The sequence below is a fragment of the Ruegeria sp. CL3 genome (assembly GCF_056536505.1).
In genome coordinates this window covers 142,853-161,903 of sequence record NZ_JBQFPT010000004.1, presented here as the reverse complement: position 1 = coordinate 161,903, position 19,051 = coordinate 142,853, and the positions used below count along the sequence as shown (strand labels likewise).

Sequence of the window (19,051 nt, the reverse complement as noted above, 5' to 3'; positions counted from 1 at the left end):
CGTTCTCATTGTACCCCACAGAGGGTGGTGGCGGGCGTTGTGTTCCTGCCCTTACTTGCCTACGTATTCCCCCCATTTCTGGCCGCGGAGCTGTCTTTTTCCCTGCGTTTGCTGTTTTGGGCTGGTGTTATGGTGTTGGCATTGGCCGCCATTTGGGCCGCGCGGAATGTGATTGAACGACATCAGGTTTTGGAGCAGCTGCCCGCGCGCGATCTGGCATATGCGGTTGTGATTCTAACCATGTTCACTCCGACCCTTTGGCTTTTGGCATGGTTGTTGTTCACTTGGGGTGGTCATATGGCGCCTGAGATGGCTACTGTTGCCAGTTACGGCATATTGTTTGCCACAGGCTTGTTGCTGGTGCGTCGGGCCGAATGGCGCGATGGCAAGGTCGAAGCCGAACCTGAGCTAAAGCCGATGCCGCGGCTTGCGCGCCGTCTGCCCGAGAGTTTTCAGGGTGAGTTCTACCGCCTGACCGTGCGCGACCACAATGTGGACGTCGTAACGTCTGAGGGGACCTTTACGATCCGCTCACGCTTTACCGATGCCATAAACGAGATGGAGCCTGTTGCGGGCCATTGCTCGCACCGGTCGCATTGGGTGTGCGATGAGGCTGTAGCGGGTGTTGAACGGTCCGAGGGCAAGATCTTCCTGCGTCTCGTCAATGGCGATCTTGTTCCGGTCAGCCGTAAGTACCGGCCGATGCTGGAAGAGGGCGGCCTGATCTGAGGCGCTGCACGACGTCCTTCCGTCTCAGCGAGGCATTGGGATCATCTGCGGTTTAGGGCCCGTTAGGATTGCCAATGCCTTCGGTCCCATCAGACCAGTCAAAACCTGATCCGAGCTGCGCAACCCGCCTGTGTAGGTGCCAAAGGCGGGCAGGATCAGACGATTTGAATCGAACAGAAAGGCCGGGCGCGTGATGCTGCGGCCACTCGCGCGCAGCGTGGCCTTTGGATGATAGTGACCCGAAATCTCACCTTGTGCACCGGACTGCGCGATATGGCGAAAGGTGAGCGTGTCGCAAGTCCACTCGGCCAGATGCGTACCGCCGAGTTCAACCGGGCCGGGGTCGTGATTGCCTTCGATCCAGATCCAGCGACGCCCGGCTTGCAGGGTGGCAATGCGCAGCCTCTCGGCGCCGGGCAGGGACAGAGAGGCGTCCAGATCATCAAAGCTGTCCCCCAGGCAGATTACGGTTGCGGCCCGCGTAAACTCCAGATCTTTGGCCAGCCTGTCCAACGTGTCCTGACTCTCATAAGGCGGCAGGATCGCACCACCGCGCCGGGCCATGCGTTCGGACTTGCCGAGATGGAGATCGGATACACACAGCAATTGCCGCTCAGGCCACCACAATGCGCCGGAGGGTAGGGCGCTCAGGTTCTGCCCTGCAAAGGAAAATTCAACCTTGTTCATGGAACGTTCTTCGCGCGTTTTGCGCGCGCGCGCAAGGTGGATCAGAGGGTATCCAGCCCGGCCGCTTGCAGCAATCGCGCACTTTCCTCCGCCAACAAACGTTCTTCGCCGGCCCCTTTTACCGGAACTTTTCCAACTTCTAGGAACAAGGGTGCGGCGAGAGGTGACACGCGGTCCAGCCGAACCAGATCAATCCGGTCGCCAATCCGTTCGACCATCGCCTCGATCCGGCCGAAATCGACAAGGCCGCGCATGGCCTCTTCGCGGGTGATCTGCATCAAAAGGTGGTCGGGGTCGTATTTCAGCAGCGTGTCGTAGAGGATATCTGACGAAAACGTAGCCTGCCGACCGCTTTTGCGTTGCCCGCTGGTGTTGCGCTCGATCAGGCCCGCGATGGTGGCCGAGGCGCGAAAGGTGCGCTTCATGACGGCATTCCCAGCCAGCCATGTGTCCAACCCGTCGCGCAGCGCATCGATCCGAAACAGAGGCGTCGGATCGGTCACTGCATCCAAGCCCCAGATCAGGGTCGCGTAGTCGGTCGCAACAAATCCGAGAGGGGCAAGGCCTGTTTCCTCCATCCGTTTGGTGAGGAGCAGGCCTAAGGTTTGTTGCGCGTTGCGTCCAGCGAAGCCATAGACGCAAATATGCTCGCGCCCGTCGCTGGGAAAGCTTTCGACCAACAGGCGGTCGCGTTTGGGAAGTCGAGAGACATGCCTCTGAAGCTTCAACCAGTCGGCTGTGTGTTGCGGCAGCTGAGGCCAGTCGGTCTGCGCGAACATGCGCAGGATACGGTCGCTCAGCTGCGTTGAGGTGGCGAACTTGGTCCCCGCAAAAGTGGCGATTTTGGGCTTCTTGTCGGCACGGCGGCTGACTTCGACCACAAGCTCTCTCAGACCCTCGTAACGCACGATCTGACCGCCGATCAGGAAGGTGTCGCCGGGGGTCAAAGTGGCTGCAAAACCCTCTTCAACCTCGCCCAGTGGCTTACCGCCCCGGTTGCGCTTCAGGCGGACTTTTAGGGTATCAGTGTCCTGAATGGTGCCAAGGTTCATCCGAATCCGGGCTGCGGCGCGGGGGTCTCGTAGCTGCCACAAACCATCGGCGCGTTGCTGCAATCGTTGCCATCGGTCATAGGCCCGCAGGGCATAGCCGCCGGTCGCGCAGAAATCGAGACAGTCGTCAAACTCGGGCCGCGATAATTGCGCAAACGGTCCGGCCGAGGTCATCTCGGTGAACAGCGCATCCGCATCAAACGGTCCCGCAGATGCCGCGATCAGGATATGTTGGCACAGCACGTCTCGGGGGCCTACGCCGCGCGGCTCTCCGTCCAGATCATGGTCTTTTGCGGCCTCGAGAGCGGCAACGCATTCAACCACTTCAAACCTATTGGCAGGTACCAGCAAGGCTTTAGACGGCGCGTTGTAGCGGTGATTTGCCCGTCCGATACGCTGCACCAGTCGCTTGACGTTCTTGGGCGCGCCGATCTGGATGACCAGATCAACGTCACCCCAGTCGATGCCTAGATCGAGAGAGCCGGTGCAGACAATGGCGCGCAGGTCACCTCGGACCATGGCGGCCTCGACCTTCTCGCGTTGCTGGCGATCCAGACTGCCGTGATGGATTCCGATGGGCAGACTGTCCTCGTTGGCAAGCCACAGATTGTGAAAGAAAATCTCAGCCTGCGCGCGGGTGTTGTGGAAGATCAGTGTCGTCTTGTGTTGGCGGATTTGGTACAGCACCGCTGGGATCGCATAGGCCGCGCCTCCGCCCGACCATGGCGGCATCTCGGCAGTTTCCAGCATCGCGATGTTGGGATCGGGGCCAGGATCGGCTTGAATGATCTGACACGGGTCGGGGTGACGGGCCAGAAAGCGGGCAATGGCCTGAGGGTCCTCAACAGTGGCCGACAAGCCCACACGTCGGATGTTTGGACATAGAGTCTGGAGCCGCGCCAGCGCCAGCATCAGTTGATCCCCGCGCTTACTTTCGGCCAAAGCGTGGATTTCATCGACGATCACACGTTGCACTCCATCAAACATGCGTGGAGCGTCCTCATATGAGGTCAGCAGAGCCAGACTCTCGGGCGTGGTCAGCAGGATATGCGGCGGGTCGGCGCGCTGGCGTTTTTTCTGCGTGGCTGAGGTATCGCCTGTGCGGTCCTCAATGCGGATGGGCAACCCGATCTCGTCCACGGGTGTGCGCAGATTCCGTTTTATGTCCGCTGCAAGGGCCTTGAGGGGCGAGACGTATATAGTATGCAATCCGGTACGTGTGCCGTCCGCCAACTCGGCCAGTGAGGGCAGAAACCCCGCCATCGTTTTGCCGCCGCCCGTGGGCGCAATCAGCAAAGTGGCCGGGTCTTGCGCCCGGTCGAACATGTCCTGCTGATGAGGGTGGATGGTCCAGCCCTTGGTGCTGAACCAAGTGCCGATCCGGGCGGGAATCTGCGTCATATGCGCAGACTACCCCTGTCATCCCGAAAATGGCACGGCGTTATTTGACGATTTTCTCGTCCTTGACGAACATGTTGGCCCAGGCGCGGTCGATCAGGTCGGGGCTCATCTGATACGGAATGCCCTCGAACTCACAGATCGAGATCATCTGGTCGATCAGGAAGATCGGCTGGTAGTTCGCATAGATGTTGTCGATGGTCGGGTATTTCACCTTCAACAGATGCACCAACGCGGCCTCATCCAGCGGCATGCCGCGTTTGCGGGCGACCATTGCGAAGATCTTCAGGAAGTTTTCTTGGTTCGGGCCATCAATCTTGATCTTGAAGAAGATCCGGCGCAGGGCCGCTTGGTCGAAGATCTCATTCGGGTGGAAGTTGGTCGAGAAGATCACCAGCGTGTCGAAGGGGACTTCGAACTTTTCACCCGATTGCAGACCGAGGATATCCTTGTTCTCTTCCAGCGGAACAATCCAGCGGTTGACGAGGGCCTGAGGGGGTTCGGCCTGTCGTCCAAGGTCGTCCACGATGAAGATGCCACCGGTCGATTTCAGCTGCAGCGGGGCCTGATAGGTCCGCGCGGTGGGGTTGTAGACCAAGTCCAGCATGCTGAGCGACAGTTCACCACCGGTCACAACAGTTGGGCGCTCGCACTGAACATAGCGCGAATCGAACCTCTTGCGGCGGCGCAGGCTGTTGGGGTCGTCAGGCTCCTGCTCAATCGCGGTATGTACGATCGGGTCATAAACGGTGATCACCTGACCGGCATATTCGATCGCGTAGGGGACATAGACATTATCACCCAACGCGTCCCGAATACCGTTCGAGATCGAAGACTTACCATTCCCCGGAGGGCCATACATCAGGATCGAGCGGCCCGCGCTGACCGCGGGGCCGAGGTGATCCAGCAGGCTGTCGGGCAAAACCAGGTGGCCCATCGCATTGGTCAGCTGGTCTCGCGTGACCTGAATATTGCGGATCGATTGGCGTTTGACCTGCTCGCGATACACATCCAGGGGCACGGGCATTGCACCGAAATATTCCGACTGGCTGAGCGCGTCCAACGCACGGGCCTTGCCTGCGTCGGTCAGCTGATAGCCCATCTCATTGCCGCTATTGGCATTCAGGGTGCCAGTGGCCTCAAGCAGTTTTTGGTCACGCGCAATGTCGATCAGTTCCTGCGTGACAGAACCGGGCAGGCAGACGGCCTCGGCCACTTCGGTCACGGTGCTGGCGTTCTTGCGAAATATCGTCTTCAGCAAAATGTCCCGCATCATCACCAGCGGGAGCTGCATTTCACCCAGGCCCTTCGGGGCAGGGGGCGCCATAACTGCGGAGGTCTGCATATTCATGAGCGGGACTCGTCTGTTCTGATGTCACACCAAAGGCCCCAAAGCGGGCCAGTTGTGTGAAATCTGGCGCAGCTTTGTGGCGGGACCAAGGCAGGGACAAGGCGCGCAGATGATAGTTTACGATCCGAGAACAGTCCCAAGAATCAGATACATGGCAAGCGAACCGGATAGGGCCAGCCCCATCGGAAACTTTTTGCCCTTGTCCCAGCTCTCCCAATGTGGGGCAATCGTGCGCAGCCTTGTGTGCTTGGCCAAACGGTGGGTCGCTACTGCCCCCAAAGTACAGGCCATCAGAATAGCCATGAGCAGAATCAAATCCGCGAACCAGATGAACGGAGCGGCTGCGGCCAGAAACTTGGCATCGCCCGCGCCCATCGCTCCGGCGGCGTTCAGGATGATACCGGCAAGCAGAACCACGAAGATATGCAGGAATTGCCAGACATAGATAGGCAACGCGATATCAAGAGGGCCGATCTGCCCTCCCATCAGCCCCGTCGACCACGGAGGCAGCACAAACAGCCCAACGACGATATAGACCAGAACCAACGCCGCTACGGCGTGGTTCTTGATCTTCATTTCACGCATATCCGTGAACGCGACGTAAAAGCAGATCGGTAGCACAAAGGGCAGAAACCATGCTGCCGCATAGGCCGGTATCGCCATGTGTCAGCTTTCCTCGAGCGCGCGAAGCGAGCGGACGGCTTCATCGAAATGCTGGGGATGCGTCGCAATCGCCTCACGGAGGAGGTTCTTGCCGGTTGCCGTATCTCCTTGTTTCACCGCGGAAATTGCCATCGTGTTCAACAGCCGGGCGCGTTCAACCTGTGTCATGGGCACAACCGGCAGGCTGTAATTCCCCTGCGCCGACCGGGCCAGAACCAGATTGTTCTTGGCTGTAAACAGGCTCTTGTCCTGGCGGACTGCCTCGGTGAACAGGCGTTCGGCCTCGGCATATTGTCCACGGGTCAGCTTGGAATAGCCCCAGTTGTTCATAACCCCACCGGGGCGCGTGGTCAGGCCCACGGCAGTTTCATAGAAGTGATCGGCGCGTTTCCATTCCTTGCGGGAATCCGCGACGACGGCTTCAAGCCGGTAGCGCTTGAACGACTCGTGGGTCGGCGGGACCGAGTTCAAAACGGTGTGGGCCGTGTTCCAATCCCCATTGCGCACCAGCGCATCCGCGTATTCGACCCGGTCGGCCGCGTTGGCGCCGTTCATGGTCGTCACGCGTTTCCACGCGGCGGCCGCCTCGGTCGAGCGTTTGGCGCGACCCAGCGATATCGCAAGCCCGCGCTGCAGGTCGATCCGATCGGGGTTCTTGGCGGCGGCGTTATGGAAATAGGTGACCGCCTCGTTGGGGTCGGCTGCGGTCAGAAGCACGTCGTTCAGGTTAGTTTCGTCAATGACGTTCACTTCCTGAAATGTACGTTCAACCTTTTCCTCTTCAGTTTCTTTTGCACAGGCGGACAGGATCAACCCAGTGACCACGAGTGACGGAATCAAGAATTGTTGGCGCATTTTTGCGTCCTTTTACTGCTCTTGCCTCGGTTACTGGATTTTGCGTAGCGAAAATTGCCCGTCGCCTAGCTGCTCCAGCGTATATTCTTGTTCTTGGTCAGTATTATTAACAGGATTTTCCATTTTTGCGATAGCTAAGCGAAGATTGTCGCGGATTGCGTCACTTTCGCCATTGTCCAACGCAAAGGCCCGTCGAAACACCTGTTCTGCTTCGGGGTATTGTCGCGTTTCCATCAGCAGGACACCCAAATTGTTCCAAGCGATGGGCCAGTCCGTGTCATCCTCGACCGCGCGGCGCAGAAGGGTTTCGGCCTGCCCCAAACGACGCAGCCCCAGATTTGCCGTTCCCAATGAAGTCAGAACCTGCGGCGTCATCCCCTGTTCCAGCGCGGCGCGGGTAAAGCTGTCGAGGGCCAGCTCATATTCTCCGGCGGCCATCAGGCGGTTTCCTACGGTGATGTTGTCTTCGGCTTGTCCCGTCGGATCTATACCCGGCGCATCGAGGTCATCCGACAGGCTCCCTTCCGTGCAAGAGGCCACCATGGCGAAAACCATGATGGCCTGAAAATTTCGGCGAAGCCTAAGCAAGGCACAGCCTTTTTCTGGGAGCATCGAAGTTACATCATCCTCCGAAGTTCGAAATGACGCTTGCAGAAGGCCCCACCAGAATGATCAATAGAGGCGGTACCGTTAGGGTCATTGTGACCAGAGTCATCTTGGTAGGCAACTTGTTTGCGGCTTCTTCTGCACGCATCACACGTTTGTCACGCATTTCGGCAGCATAAACCCGCAGAGCCTCAGCAATTGAGGTACCAAACGTGGCTGATTGGATCATCACGGTCACAAACGCTCTCACATCCTGAACGCCGCAGCGCGTTCCAAAGTCACGCAAGACCGTATCCTTGTCCTTACCAGCTTTCATTTCATAGGCAACGACTTCGAATTCCTGCGCAATCTCCGGGTAGGAGCTTTTCATTTCCGATGCAACGCGCACGATCGCTTGGTCGAGGGACTGACCGGCTTCCACGCAGACCAGCATCAAGTCCAACGTGTCCGGAAAGGCAGATGTAATGGCTTCACGTCGCTCTTCAACGCGGCGAGTAATCCAGTATTTCGGTATGAAATACCCAATCCCGCCCGGAACCAGAACACGGATCAACAATTGGGTTCCAGTGAACTCCTGATCGCCAGCAAATACCGTGACCCATACAACTCCGAGGAGAATACCCAGGATACCCAGAGCGAATTGAGCGAAGTGAAAGAACCGGACCGCGTCCTTGGATTGATACCCCGCCTGACGCATTGTTAGCTGAATGGCCGACAGCTCTTCTTCGCTTTTGGGCTCAAGGAAAGTCGCAAACTTTTCCAGCTGCTCGTTTCGACCGCTTTGACGCAGTTGATCCTTTTTGGATTTCTTCGGCGTTTTTGGCGGGGCGTTCGAACGTTGAAGTTTTTTGAGGGGATCCTCAGGCTGGTTCAGCATCAACAGAACCGCCACGGCTACCAGAACCACGCCGAGTACACCGACCACGATCAGGGGGCCGAACTCTCCCAGGTGCTGCGCCAAAGTATCATTGATGGAGGCTAGAAATTCCATGACACAGACCTCAAACCTTAATGTTGGTGATCATTTTCATAACGATCAGGTTCAGTGTCAGCATGATGCCAACGATGAAACAGCATGGGATAAACCAGGGGTGGTCAAGAACTTCGTCATAGTAGTCTGGCGATTTTACCAAAATAAAGACCAGACAGAACAACGGGAATCCCGAAAGGAATTTGCCGGACCATTGCGCCTCCGCGGTGATTGCCTTGACGCGGCGGAACAGGCGGAAACGTGCACGTATCACCTGGGCCAATCCAGCCAGAATTTCGGCCAGGTTGCCACCTGACTGCTGCTGGATGCCAACTGCGACCGCTAGAAAGCGCAAGTCTTGCATGTCCAGTCGCTCTGCCATGTCTTTGAGGGCCTCGCCCACGTCACGACCATAGGCGCACTCATCCGCAATTACACCAAATTCGGTTCCAAGGGGGTCCTGAACTTCGTTTGCAGCGATCTGAATTGAAGACACGAAAGGGTTACCGACGCGCAGTGAGCGGACCATAAGCTCGACTGCGTCAGGCAGTTGTTCTTCGATCATGCTCATGCGTTTTTTGGCTTTGCTACTGACCCACATGAAGACGCCACCAACACCGATGGCGATCGAAATAGCCGCGCGCAGCACAGTTTCAGTTGCCGTGCCAATACTCAAGCCAACAAAGGCAAAAGCCGAAACAAGACCCATGATCATGATCAGTTGTCTTGGCGTGAACGCGATGGCGGCCTTTTGGGCCTTGTCAGCAAGCAGCGAATACAGAGGGATGCTCTGCGTTTTCATATGCTGCTGCATTTCCTTGCGCAGCTGTTCCAGAACTTGCTCGCGGCCCGCGCCCTTGTCGAGCATGTCCAGACGACGGTTGACCCGGCTGTTCAGGCTGATGGATTTGCCGAACGCCACAAGATAGATGCCTTCCACCAGGGCAAGAACGCCCACGAAGATGGCGACATAGATGAGAGCCTCCATAGGCAATTGCATGTCGTAATCTCCTACATTGTGGTTGGGTCGTAGATGGACGAGGGCAGGTCAAAGCCCCACAGGCGGAAGCGCTCGGAATAGTGGCTGCGCACGCCGGTGGCGGTGAAGTGACCGATGATTTTGTTATCGGGTGTCAGGCCAACGCGTTGGAAACGAAAGATTTCTTGCATCGAAATCACATCGCCTTCCATCCCGGTGATTTCGGTGATCGAGGTCATGCGGCGCGAGCCATCCTGGAGACGGCTGGCCTGAACGATCAAGTTCACAGCGCTTGAGATCTGGCTGCGAACCGCCTTGATCGGCATTTCGATCCCCGCCATCGCGATCATGTTCTCGAGACGCGAGATACCATCCCTTGCCGAGTTTGCGTGGATTGTGGTCATTGAGCCGTCGTGGCCGGTGTTCATCGCCTGCAGCATGTCGATCACCTCGGCGCCACGAGTCTCACCCACGATGATGCGGTCGGGACGCATCCGCAGGGCGTTTTTCAGACAATCGCGGGGGCTGACCTCACCTTTTCCTTCAACGTTTGGCGGGCGGCTTTCCATCCGGCCGACGTGAGTCTGCTGAAGTTGAAGTTCCGCCGTATCCTCGATGGTCAAGATACGTTCAGCGTCGTCAATAAAGCTCGAAAGCGCGTTCAGAGTAGTCGTTTTACCGGAACCCGTACCGCCCGAGACGATGATATTCAGGCGTGTCGAAACGGCGGCTTGAAGATAGGCGGCCATTTCTTCGGTGAACGCGCCGAAATTGACCAGATCATCGATGCCCAGCTTGTCTTTTTTGAACTTACGAATCGACACCAGCGAGCCGTCAACAGCGATCGGAGGGACCATCGCGTTGAAACGCGAGCCATCGGCCAGACGGGCGTCGACATAGGGGTTGGATTCGTCAACACGACGGCCCACTGCGGACACGATCTTGTCGATGATCCGCATCAGGTGTTTTTCGTCCTTAAACGTGATGTCGCTGATTTCCAGCTTACCCGCACGTTCGACAAAAATCTGTTGCGGGCCGTTCACCAGAATATCGTTGACCGTATCGTCGCGAAGCAGGGCTTCAAGTGGTCCGAGGCCCGTGACCTCGTCGTAAAGCTCCTTGTTCAGCTGCGCGCGGTCGTCGCGGTTGAGCACGATGCTTTTGGCTTCCAAAACTTCGCTGGCAATTGCGCTGATCTCGGTGCGAAGCTCGGCCTCTCCTGCGTTTTCAAGGGCTGCGAGGTTCAAATTTTCCAGTAGTTCCCGGTGCAGCTCAATCTTGATTTCGCTCAGGCGCTCTTTCCGTTTGCGGTCGCGGTCGGCGCTCGTGACTTCGCCAGCTTTCTTCTGAACGGGCTTGCGTGCAACTGCTGTTGCCGTTGGCGCTGCGGGGGCCGCTTCGGGCGCTTTGGCCGGAGTCTCGACCGGCTGCGCATCAGACGCTTTCTTATATCTGGAAAACATGGCGGCTCTTCCCTTGGAGTTGTGTTATGCGGCCTCAGCGTCGTTGCTGCCGAGGCTGTGGAGCGACTTTGCAAGCTTGGCAATTTCGCGGCGCAGCGGGTTTTTGGCGGCTGAACTGGCCAGTGGCAGGCCATGATCGCCACTTTGCATCACCGGCTTGCCCCCATCGGGCAGTTGCAGGTCGATCGAAATTCCGAGGCTTTCGCCCATACGTTTGATGCGCCCCTTGCCGTTTAGATCGGTGAACTTGGGGGCCCGATTTAGGGCGAAGCGCAATTTGTTGAACGGCAGCTCTTCGGCCTGTAAGGCGCGTTTCAGACGCAATGCGTTCTGAGCCGAGCGCATGTCCAACTCGATCATGGCGAAATAGACATGTGCAGCTTGAAGAACAGTTTCTGACCACAAAACCAATGTCTTGGGCATGTCCACGATCACATAGTCGAAATGTTTGCGCGCCGTATCTATCACGCGCTGGATGTCTTCGGGTGTGATCAAATCCAACGGCACCATGTCGGATGGGGCCGTCAAAACCTGCATTTTTTCTTCATAGCTTTGAAGGGCTTGCGAGAAGACCTCATCATCCATTGACGCTGTGTCGGACAGCATCTCGAACACGGTTTCACGGCGTGGCAGGTCCAAATAGGTCGAAACCGTGCCGTATTGCAGATCCAGGTCGATCAGACAGACAGAAGGTGCGTCCTTGTCCGAGATTGTGGCTAGTTCCCAGGCCAGGTTCACAGCCAGTGTCGTGGAACCAACGCCGCCCGCCAGACCTTGTACAACGAACAGAGCGCCTTCTTTTGATTCGCCACTGGTCAGAGTGGCAGCGGCTGCTTGTGCTGCAACCACAGGATCGGGCTTGTTCATTCGCTCGATCGCTTCGTTCAATTCGCCTTCGGGAAGCGGGTAAGGGACAAATTCATCCGCGCCTTTGCGCAAAAGCTGGTGTAGCGAGGCGGGGGTCACGTCCTCGGCAATAAGCACCACTTTGATCTTCTTGTCTTTTGCCTGGGTGATGATTTCGCCCATCAACGAGAGGTTGTCTTCATCTTCACCATCAATGGCCAGGGCAACGAATTCCAGTGTTTCTGCCTCAGGTTGGCTGAAAAACGCGAGAGCTTCGGCAAAGCCAAGATCGCCCCAACGCTCACCCAGAATTGTTTCCATGTCTTCGATCAGCAGATCGAAGTTTTGGACGTCCCGGCTGATCGTGCAGGCCAGAATTCCCGAGTCGTTGTCTTGCGGCGTCGCGCTACTCATATACACAATCCTCGTAGAGAGGGCTTGGCATTTCATGCGAACGTGTACGCTCGGGTAGATTTGCTGTCGCCCCAATGCGGTCAATTTTGGCCGCAGGTCACCCTATTGTTCACAATGTCGCTTGGAAGTTGGGCGAGAATTTGGCGCAAAAGAACCAATTGTAGGGAAACGGGCGACGATGTCGCCCGTTCAGATGGGATTATCCACCGCCGCCGCCAGTTGCGTCGACTTGTTCGACTGTAGAACCGGAAGCTGCGCTTTCGACGTATTCGCGATAGATGACATCAGCATACTTGCCGTCCAGCGTTTGTGGTGCGCGATCCACAAAGCCCGAAACCTCGGTTACTGTCCGGCGATTCCGGCGATCGCGATTCGTTGTAGCAACCAATGGGCGCGTTTTGCCGAAAGAAACCACCGCCTCTAATCGAGACCGCGAGATTCCCTGTTGGGCAAAGAAGGACACAACAGCCTGTGCCCGACGCAAGCCAAGGCTCTTGTTATAGCTGGCTGAGCCCACTGCGTCCGTGTGGCCATACACACGGAACCGTGCTTCAGGGAATTGTTTGATCCAATCCGCCTGCTGCAACAGAATACGTTGGGCCGACGCATCGAGCTGTGAACTGTTGAAGGCAAAGTTCACTTGGCTGGGGACTTCAGCGGCGAACCGGCGGCTCAGAATCTGAGCGTATGTCAGCTCACCGTTCATGACCTGCGAATTGTTCAGCGTCGCGTTGCCAAAGGTTCCCGCATCAATTTCATACCCGGCTTCGCGTGTACATGCGGTAACTGCGACCGAAAGACCTAAGGTGAGTATCAACGTTTTCATTGGTCCTAACCTCCTCATCAATCCAGAATATAGCCGTAAGAACTGCCAAAATCTTGTTTGGCGACTTCCGATGCGCCACCTGCGCCTGCGCGCTCGGTCCGAGCAACGCGACCGTTGATAAACAGATCAAACTCACTGGGGGGTTTTACTCGATCTGTCGGCAAAGCAAGCGTTTCCCCACGGGTCGGCGAGACCAGATGCGCGGTGATGATGATAACCAACTCACTTTGTTCGCGCTGGTACTGCGCGCTGCGGAACAGGGTGCCCAGAACAGGAACGTCGCCCAACCATGGCACCTGATTGCTCAGATCCGTGAAGTCATCCTGAATCAGGCCTGCGATCGCAAAGCTTTCACCGTCGCGCAGCTCAATTGTTGTTGAGGTCTGGCGGGTAATGAAACTTGGGACCGAATCGCCGTTAATCGTAAAGTCCGAAGACGTATCAATACTCGATACCGCTGTACCAAGTTCCAAGTTGATAAGATCACCGTCGACTACGCGCGGAATGAAGTCGATTTCAACACCGAACGCGCGGTATTCGATCGCGACAACACCGTCATCTGCTGGCACAGGAATCGGGACCTCACCACCGGCGAGGAACGTTGCCTGCTGACCGGACAGAGCGGATAGGTTCGGTTCGGCGAGCGTACGCGCAAGACCTTTGGTTTCGAGTGCCTCAAGTAGTAGCCTAACTTGGGTCGAACCGGCGCCAAAACCGAACAGAATTGCACCCGTATTTGCTTGCGCGATCGGAATGTTATTGGCCAGCGCATTGTTCAACGCACCTTGCGTGTTTAGGGTGTTGAAACCGGCTGTGACGTCGCCGCCTCCAAAGCCAAGAGATGTCGACAGGTTCTTTGCGACCGAGCGGTTCATCTCGGCAAAGCGAACCTTCAGCATGACCTGCTGCACACCGCCGACCGACATCAGGTTCGAGACCCGGTCGGGGGCATAGCGTTCGGCTAGTTCCAATGCGCGGGCTAGCTTGGCCGCTCCTGAAACCGTGCCGGACAAGACGATGCCGTCGTTCGCAGTGCGCACTTCGATTTGTTCGTTTGGCAAGATCTGCCTCAGACGCTCTTTAAATTCAGTCACGTCAGGGGACACGCGTACGCGGACATTCGCCAAAAGCATGCCGGCCCCATCGAACAGTGTAAGAGTAGTTAGGCCGGGTGCTCTGCCCAAGACATAGATCGTTCGCTCTGAAAGCGACGAGATGTCGGCAATACCGGCATTCGCGATACTCAGTTCGGCAAACGGCTCTTCACTTTCAACAACGATCGCGCGGTTTACAGGTACTTCCAGCGTTTCCACTGTGCCCTTCTTCACCACGCGAAGAGTTTCGGCCCAAGCGGCATCGCCGACTGGGCTAACAACGAGCGACAACCCCAGCAGGGTTGCGCTGATCCAGGAACGTATTTTCATGTGACCTGCCTCTCCGATCACGCCTCGTTTTTATGGGTCTTATGCCCTATAGGCGAAACTCTGCGCGAAAACGGAATTTATTGCAATAATCAAGGGTTTCTGGAAGTTTCCTTATGTGGGCAATTGGCAACATAGGAATCAAATGAGCCGCGCAAATTGCGCGGCTCGGCAGGTGTAACGTCCTGAATAGGCGTCAGTTTGTACAGGCGATCACACTATCGGCAACTTCGCTGTTACCGCGACGAATGCGCGTCTTGCAAACTTGTTGCTCCACACGTTCAGGGACGGGGGCGGCTTCTTCCTCGACGACACCCAACAACGCGCGTTGATCGATTTCAATGACCTCTGACGACACCGTTTCGTCTTCAATCCCAACAAGCGCCAGGGTCAGTCTGCCCGTGTTTTGCGCTTGCGTAAGTACAGCAACCTGCTCACGTGTGACTGCAACGGTGATCGTTCGCGCGATGGTTGTTCCGGTCACATCCGTTCCTGCGATCTGGTCAACGGCGATTAGTTCGACCCGGGGCTGGATCAGGCGGGTGATCTCGCCATCCGCTTCGGCGGTTGTCCCGCGACGCGAACCGGTCCAGTACACGTCCACAAAATCTCCGGGGCGCAAGAAACCGGAAACGCCCGAAGCCACATCAACCCGAATAGCGAAAGCGCGCATACCTTTGTCCAGCTGAGACGTCAGACCCGCCCCTTCGCCCGGTTGAGTGATTTTGACCTCCATCAGCGCTTCGTCTTTTTCCATTGTGCGAAGAACGAAACGATCTTTGCTGCCTGACTCGGGGAAAAGAACCGCAAGGTCTGTAAAGCTGCCTTCCGGGATCGCGTTTTCTGGCCAATCAACAACACGCACGTCGTCTTCTGCCAGCCGTTCTCCGTATTTCAGGGTCCGATTTGATACAATAACACCTACGGTTGGAATCACTTCTATCGCAGCGTTTTCTGCTGCGGCGGCCTCTAACGCGGCTGCTGCTGCTTGCCGTTCGCGTGCGAGTTCCTGTTGATAAGCAGAGATATAGTTCTGCGCCATGTAGACTGCACCACCGGCCAGAGCTAGTCCGACAATTAGGACAAGTCCGAATATCGCTCGCATACATCCACCTCTTTCTGTGCTAGTTGGGCAAATAGCGCCCAACAAGAAGTTCTGAAACAGCGACCTGTTTAACGGGGAATTGTGTCGAAATCTGGGGCAAAAGCGTTTTTCGATACAAAAACTTTTTTGTTCATCTGCGACGCGCGCGCACAAATCACTGACGTCAAAGCAATCGCGCGCCGGACAGAAAACTCGTTGCAAACTGTCACAGGCGCACGATCTTCAGGGCAAAGATATCATTCGCCGTTTACGGTTCCGGCTGAAGTGATTCCGCCAGCGTTGTCATTGTCACCAGTGCTGACTGTCGCCGTTGACAAGGCTTGGTCCACGTTTCCGCCGAAATTGTCCATTCCGGTCCTCATCACAAGTATGAGTGCAGAGCTGAGTCCGATGATCAAAGCGACCAAGACGACCCAATCAACCGTGATTGCGCCCTCTTCGCTTTTCACAAAGCGATTTTGAAACTGTTTCATGTGTCGTCCTTCCAAGAGCCTCTTCTGCCCAAGCCATTGCCAGCCCAAGTGCAGATAATTTGATCTATACAGTTTTAGCTGACGTGGATGGCGGAAATTGGGCCAGAAAAAGGAGGTCATGCCAAATTGCCACTGCTTTCGCATTGGTCACGGAACAAAAACTCATTTTTGACGGTGACAAAAAGCGCTTGTTAAAATAGCGCCTTGTAGACTTTGGGTGTATTTACCTCAAAAAGAAAAGCCGCACCAAGATCTTGGTGCGGCCTAGCAACTTAGCTGTAAGCTAAATTATTCGTCGGTGCCGGTCGCAGAGCCTGCTGCGGTGATGCCGCCTGCGTTGGTGTTGTCGCCAGTCGAAACAGTAGCGGTGCTCAGCGCGGTGTCTACGTCGTCCGCCAGGCTGGTCGCGCCGCCTTCGATTTGCTGGTATGCAACGGCTGCCAGGCCGATGACTGCTGCGGTCAGAACAACCCAGTCAACTGTTACTGCGCCGTCTTCGTCTTTGCGGAAGTTCTTGATGAACTTGATCATGTTACGTCCCTCCTAAAGGATCTAAAAAAGTATTCTAAACCTCGGCGTCTTTCAGAGCTTCCTCTCTCAGTCCGCTCCCGATCGTCTCGGTATGCATCTATGTTTGCCTGTTGTGCGTGGCAGGAATTGGGCCAAACAGGGAAAAATTCGCCCGATGCTTAACTTTCTGGTCACTTTTTTTATAAGATATTGAAAGTAAATATAAAAAAACAAATTCGGTTGTTTGGGGTCGTCTTTTAGCGATGCAAATTTGCGGCAAATGAGGCGAAACTGCCCCAATTTGCTTGGTTTTTCTGGCTTTACGCGAAGATTCGAGGTTCAAATCAATCAAAACGAAAACATGAGGCAGGCAAATGAATCTCCGGGACGCAGTTACATGCGCCGGCGTATTGGCGTTTCTGGTATGCACGCCAGACACCGTGCGCTCGGATGAGGTCGAACCGCGTGGTGTCTATAAAAGGATCAAGGCGCCTCTGCCGGGTCAGCGGCCCAAGGTTAACATTCGGATTACCTCCGAAGAACATGCAGCCCGCCCCTCAGCGCCTAGTACTGGATCTGAGCTTGCGGTCCCCGAGGTCATCAAACGCGCCAAAGTGCCGCCGGCGGAGGACGCCCCCGTAATCGCGACCAAAACGCCGCCGAAAGGCGCCCATAAAGCCTTTTGGGAGAAGATCTCGCCCGAACTGGCACAAGCCGGGCCAGGACGGCTGGATTCTGCCATCGACGCTCTGGCCGCGACAAGCGTCTCGACACCCCGTTTGCAGACCCTGCAGGGCATCGTGAACAATCAGGGCCGCGATATCCTACGCTCGACCATTGGCACCAATGTTTCGCCTGCACTGGTGCTGGCGGTTATCTCGGTGGAATCGGCTGGACGGGCCGACGCGGTCAGCTCAGCCGGGGCACAAGGATTGATGCAGCTGATGCCTGCAACGGCCGAGCGGTTTGGCGTGCAGGACAGCTTTCAGCCCTCTCAGAATATCTCTGGTGGGGTCAGATACCTGGATTGGCTGATGGGTGAGTTCGACAATGACCCGATATTGGCGCTTGCCGGGTACAACGCCGGTGAGGGGGCCGTTCGCAAACACAGCGGTGTGCCGCCATATGCAGAGACGCGGGACTACGTGCCCAAGGTGCTCGCGGCTTTTCAAGTCGCGCGTGCGCTCTGCGCTACGCCGCCGGTCTATGCCTCAGATGGGTGCGTATTCCAGACGCTGAACTAGGGCCTGCCTGTCGCAGCAGGCCCTGATCTTTGTTTAGTTGACGATGTTCGCCTCAGTTGCGGCGCGGATCTCGTCTTCGGTGACGCCTTCTGCGATCTCGACGATCTTCAGACCGCCTTGAACCACATCCAGAACCCCGAGGTTGGTAATGATGCGATTCACAACCTTTTTCCCGGTCAGTGGGAGGGTGCACTTTTTCAGCAGCTTGGATTTGCCGTGTTTGTTGGTGTGATCCATCACCACAATTACACGGCCGACACCGGCTACAAGATCCATCGCGCCGCCCATGCCTTTGACTAGAACGCCGGGAATCATCCAGTTGGCCAGGTCGCCTTCTTCATCCACTTCCATCGCGCCCAGTACCGCCGCAGCGATCTTGCCGCCCCGGATCATCGCGAACGAGGTCGCGCTGTCGAAATATGCGGTGCGCGACAGCTCAGTGATGGTTTGCTTACCCGCGTTGATCAGGTCGGGGTCTTCTTCGCCTTCGAACGGGAAGGGGCCCATACCCAGCATACCATTCTCGGATTGCAGGGTGATGTCCTTGTCGCCCACATAGTTTGCCACCAGCGTCGGAATACCGATGCCGAGGTTCACATACATGCCGTCTTCAAGCTCTTGCGCCGCACGGGCGGCCATCTGGTTCCGATCCCAAGGCATTATGCTTCCTCCTTCTTACGGGTGGTGCGCTGTTCAATGCGCTTTTCGTGATCGCCCTGAATGATCCGATGCACATAGATGCCCGGCAGGTGGATCGCATCCGGGTCCATTGAACCGCGGGGGACAATCTCTTCGACTTCGGCGATGCAGATCTTGCCGCAGGTCGCGGCAGGCACGTTGAAGTTCCGCGCGGTCTTGCGGAAGATCAGGTTGCCGGTGTCATCGGCCTTCCAGGCTTTGACAATGGCCAGATCGGCAAAGATGCCTTCTTCCAGAATGTAGGTCTCGCCATTGAAGTCTTTGTGTTCCTTGCCCTCAGCGATCACGGTGCCCACGCCGGTTTTGGTGTAGAAACCGGGGATACCTGCGCCACCTGCGCGCATCCGTTCGGCCAGAGTGCCCTGCGGATTGAATTCCAGCTCAAGCTCTCCGGCCAGGTACTGACGCATGAATTCCGCGTTTTCGCCGACGTACGAGCTGATCATCTTCTTGACCTGCTTGGTTTGCAGCAGGATGCCGATACCGAAATCGTCGACGCCTGCGTTGTTCGACGCAAAGGTCAGGTCCTGAGCGCCCGAGTCTTTGATCGCCTCTAGCAGCAGTTCCGGGATGCCGCACAGGCCGAAACCGCCCGCCGCGATCATCATGCCATCCGACAGCACTCCGTCGAGCGCGTCAGAGGCATTGGCATAGATTTTCTTCATGGAAAACTCCCCCAATGACATGGTGATGGGCAGGTTGTGCCGCCGCGTCAGGGGGAAGTCAACGAATCCAAGGGGCTGGTGGTATTTCTACCTAT

The 19,051-nt window shown here is 56.6% G+C and carries 19 protein-coding genes; 2 read left to right on the top strand and 17 right to left on the bottom strand.

The features are described 5' to 3' along the window. Positions 1 to 39: 39 nt before the first annotated feature. Entirely contained in the window at positions 40 to 729 is a 690-nt protein-coding gene (locus ACR0NO_RS07260; RefSeq protein WP_480723472.1) for a LytTR family DNA-binding domain-containing protein, read from the top strand. Positions 730 to 753: 24 nt separating this feature from the next. On the opposite strand, the gene pdeM is transcribed toward ACR0NO_RS07260, so the two are convergent. From pdeM to ACR0NO_RS07185, 15 genes are all read right to left on the bottom strand, one after another. After that, positions 754 to 1,416, bottom strand: a complete 663-nt coding sequence (pdeM, locus tag ACR0NO_RS07255; RefSeq protein WP_480723471.1) for a ligase-associated DNA damage response endonuclease PdeM — start codon at positions 1,414 to 1,416, stop codon at positions 754 to 756. 41 nt (positions 1,417 to 1,457) lie between these two features. Next, on the bottom strand, positions 1,458 to 3,869 hold the full coding sequence (locus ACR0NO_RS07250; protein WP_480723470.1) for a ligase-associated DNA damage response DEXH box helicase: 2,412 nt from the start codon (positions 3,867 to 3,869) through the stop codon (positions 1,458 to 1,460). A 40-nt stretch (positions 3,870 to 3,909) separates the two neighbouring features. Continuing rightward, positions 3,910 to 5,217 (bottom strand): ATPase, encoded by a 1,308-nt coding sequence (locus ACR0NO_RS07245; protein WP_170471981.1) that lies wholly within the window; start codon positions 5,215 to 5,217, stop codon positions 3,910 to 3,912. Positions 5,218 to 5,334: 117 nt separating this feature from the next. Continuing rightward, the gene (locus ACR0NO_RS07240) at positions 5,335 to 5,880 is read right to left on the bottom strand and encodes a prepilin peptidase (protein WP_170665681.1); all 546 of its coding nucleotides are present in this window, start codon (positions 5,878 to 5,880) and stop codon (positions 5,335 to 5,337) included. A gap of 3 nt (positions 5,881 to 5,883) precedes the next feature. Then, positions 5,884 to 6,735, bottom strand: a complete 852-nt coding sequence (locus tag ACR0NO_RS07235; protein ID WP_170471977.1) for a tetratricopeptide repeat protein — start codon at positions 6,733 to 6,735, stop codon at positions 5,884 to 5,886. 30 nt (positions 6,736 to 6,765) lie between these two features. Next, the gene (locus ACR0NO_RS07230; protein ID WP_170472275.1) at positions 6,766 to 7,290 is read right to left on the bottom strand and encodes a tetratricopeptide repeat protein; all 525 of its coding nucleotides are present in this window, start codon (positions 7,288 to 7,290) and stop codon (positions 6,766 to 6,768) included. 67 nt (positions 7,291 to 7,357) lie between these two features. Continuing rightward, complete coding sequence (locus ACR0NO_RS07225) at positions 7,358 to 8,332, bottom strand: type II secretion system F family protein (RefSeq protein ID WP_170639316.1); 975 nt, start codon at positions 8,330 to 8,332, stop codon at positions 7,358 to 7,360. 10 nt (positions 8,333 to 8,342) lie between these two features. Further along, positions 8,343 to 9,311, bottom strand: coding sequence for a type II secretion system F family protein (locus tag ACR0NO_RS07220; protein ID WP_170471973.1), 969 nt, complete (start codon positions 9,309 to 9,311; stop codon positions 8,343 to 8,345). An 11-nt stretch (positions 9,312 to 9,322) separates the two neighbouring features. Further along, positions 9,323 to 10,753, bottom strand: a complete 1,431-nt coding sequence (locus ACR0NO_RS07215; RefSeq protein ID WP_170471971.1) for a TadA family conjugal transfer-associated ATPase — start codon at positions 10,751 to 10,753, stop codon at positions 9,323 to 9,325. Between the two features lie 24 nt (positions 10,754 to 10,777). Continuing rightward, on the bottom strand, positions 10,778 to 12,013 hold the full coding sequence (locus tag ACR0NO_RS07210; RefSeq protein WP_170471969.1) for a CpaE/TadZ family protein: 1,236 nt from the start codon (positions 12,011 to 12,013) through the stop codon (positions 10,778 to 10,780). Between the two features lie 199 nt (positions 12,014 to 12,212). Then, complete coding sequence (locus ACR0NO_RS07205; protein ID WP_170471968.1) at positions 12,213 to 12,839, bottom strand: OmpA family protein; 627 nt, start codon at positions 12,837 to 12,839, stop codon at positions 12,213 to 12,215. A 17-nt stretch (positions 12,840 to 12,856) separates the two neighbouring features. Continuing rightward, on the bottom strand, positions 12,857 to 14,263 hold the full coding sequence (locus tag ACR0NO_RS07200) for a type II and III secretion system protein family protein (RefSeq protein ID WP_170471966.1): 1,407 nt from the start codon (positions 14,261 to 14,263) through the stop codon (positions 12,857 to 12,859). A gap of 193 nt (positions 14,264 to 14,456) precedes the next feature. Continuing rightward, positions 14,457 to 15,365 (bottom strand): Flp pilus assembly protein CpaB, encoded by a 909-nt coding sequence (cpaB, locus tag ACR0NO_RS07195; RefSeq protein ID WP_170471964.1) that lies wholly within the window; start codon positions 15,363 to 15,365, stop codon positions 14,457 to 14,459. A gap of 236 nt (positions 15,366 to 15,601) precedes the next feature. Next, on the bottom strand, positions 15,602 to 15,838 hold the full coding sequence (locus ACR0NO_RS07190; protein WP_170471962.1) for a Flp family type IVb pilin: 237 nt from the start codon (positions 15,836 to 15,838) through the stop codon (positions 15,602 to 15,604). Between the two features lie 288 nt (positions 15,839 to 16,126). Further along, complete coding sequence (locus ACR0NO_RS07185; RefSeq protein ID WP_170471960.1) at positions 16,127 to 16,369, bottom strand: hypothetical protein; 243 nt, start codon at positions 16,367 to 16,369, stop codon at positions 16,127 to 16,129. 353 nt (positions 16,370 to 16,722) lie between these two features. Between ACR0NO_RS07185 and ACR0NO_RS07180 the strand changes: the two genes are divergently transcribed. After that, the gene (locus tag ACR0NO_RS07180) at positions 16,723 to 17,592 is read left to right on the top strand and encodes a lytic transglycosylase domain-containing protein (RefSeq protein ID WP_480723469.1); all 870 of its coding nucleotides are present in this window, start codon (positions 16,723 to 16,725) and stop codon (positions 17,590 to 17,592) included. Between the two features lie 33 nt (positions 17,593 to 17,625). On the opposite strand, the gene ACR0NO_RS07175 is transcribed toward ACR0NO_RS07180, so the two are convergent. Both ACR0NO_RS07175 and ACR0NO_RS07170 read right to left on the bottom strand, forming a co-directional pair. Beyond that, the gene (locus tag ACR0NO_RS07175; protein ID WP_419740955.1) at positions 17,626 to 18,252 is read right to left on the bottom strand and encodes a CoA transferase subunit B; all 627 of its coding nucleotides are present in this window, start codon (positions 18,250 to 18,252) and stop codon (positions 17,626 to 17,628) included. Continuing rightward, positions 18,252 to 18,956, bottom strand: coding sequence for a CoA transferase subunit A (locus ACR0NO_RS07170; RefSeq protein WP_170640390.1), 705 nt, complete (start codon positions 18,954 to 18,956; stop codon positions 18,252 to 18,254). Before ACR0NO_RS07170 ends, ACR0NO_RS07175 begins: the two co-directional genes overlap by 1 nt. Between the last annotated feature and the right edge of the window lie 95 nt (positions 18,957 to 19,051).

Coding starts and splice junctions, on each gene's coding strand:
- pdeM (WP_480723471.1), bottom strand. CDS start 1,416: ATGAACAAGGTTGAATTTTCCTTTGCAGGGCAGAACCTGAGCGCCCTA.
- ACR0NO_RS07250 (WP_480723470.1), bottom strand. CDS start 3,869: ATGACGCAGATTCCCGCCCGGATCGGCACTTGGTTCAGCACCAAGGGC.
- ACR0NO_RS07245 (WP_170471981.1), bottom strand. CDS start 5,217: ATGAATATGCAGACCTCCGCAGTTATGGCGCCCCCTGCCCCGAAGGGC.
- ACR0NO_RS07240 (WP_170665681.1), bottom strand. CDS start 5,880: ATGGCGATACCGGCCTATGCGGCAGCATGGTTTCTGCCCTTTGTGCTA.
- ACR0NO_RS07235 (WP_170471977.1), bottom strand. CDS start 6,735: ATGCGCCAACAATTCTTGATTCCGTCACTCGTGGTCACTGGGTTGATC.
- ACR0NO_RS07230 (WP_170472275.1), bottom strand. CDS start 7,290: ATGGTTTTCGCCATGGTGGCCTCTTGCACGGAAGGGAGCCTGTCGGAT.
- ACR0NO_RS07225 (WP_170639316.1), bottom strand. CDS start 8,332: ATGGAATTTCTAGCCTCCATCAATGATACTTTGGCGCAGCACCTGGGA.
- ACR0NO_RS07220 (WP_170471973.1), bottom strand. CDS start 9,311: ATGCAATTGCCTATGGAGGCTCTCATCTATGTCGCCATCTTCGTGGGC.
- ACR0NO_RS07215 (WP_170471971.1), bottom strand. CDS start 10,753: ATGTTTTCCAGATATAAGAAAGCGTCTGATGCGCAGCCGGTCGAGACT.
- ACR0NO_RS07210 (WP_170471969.1), bottom strand. CDS start 12,013: ATGAGTAGCGCGACGCCGCAAGACAACGACTCGGGAATTCTGGCCTGC.
- ACR0NO_RS07205 (WP_170471968.1), bottom strand. CDS start 12,839: ATGAAAACGTTGATACTCACCTTAGGTCTTTCGGTCGCAGTTACCGCA.
- ACR0NO_RS07200 (WP_170471966.1), bottom strand. CDS start 14,263: ATGAAAATACGTTCCTGGATCAGCGCAACCCTGCTGGGGTTGTCGCTC.
- cpaB (WP_170471964.1), bottom strand. CDS start 15,365: ATGCGAGCGATATTCGGACTTGTCCTAATTGTCGGACTAGCTCTGGCC.
- ACR0NO_RS07190 (WP_170471962.1), bottom strand. CDS start 15,838: ATGAAACAGTTTCAAAATCGCTTTGTGAAAAGCGAAGAGGGCGCAATC.
- ACR0NO_RS07185 (WP_170471960.1), bottom strand. CDS start 16,369: ATGATCAAGTTCATCAAGAACTTCCGCAAAGACGAAGACGGCGCAGTA.
- ACR0NO_RS07180 (WP_480723469.1), top strand. CDS start 16,723: ATGAATCTCCGGGACGCAGTTACATGCGCCGGCGTATTGGCGTTTCTG.
- ACR0NO_RS07175 (WP_419740955.1), bottom strand. CDS start 18,252: ATGCCTTGGGATCGGAACCAGATGGCCGCCCGTGCGGCGCAAGAGCTT.
- ACR0NO_RS07170 (WP_170640390.1), bottom strand. CDS start 18,956: ATGAAGAAAATCTATGCCAATGCCTCTGACGCGCTCGACGGAGTGCTG.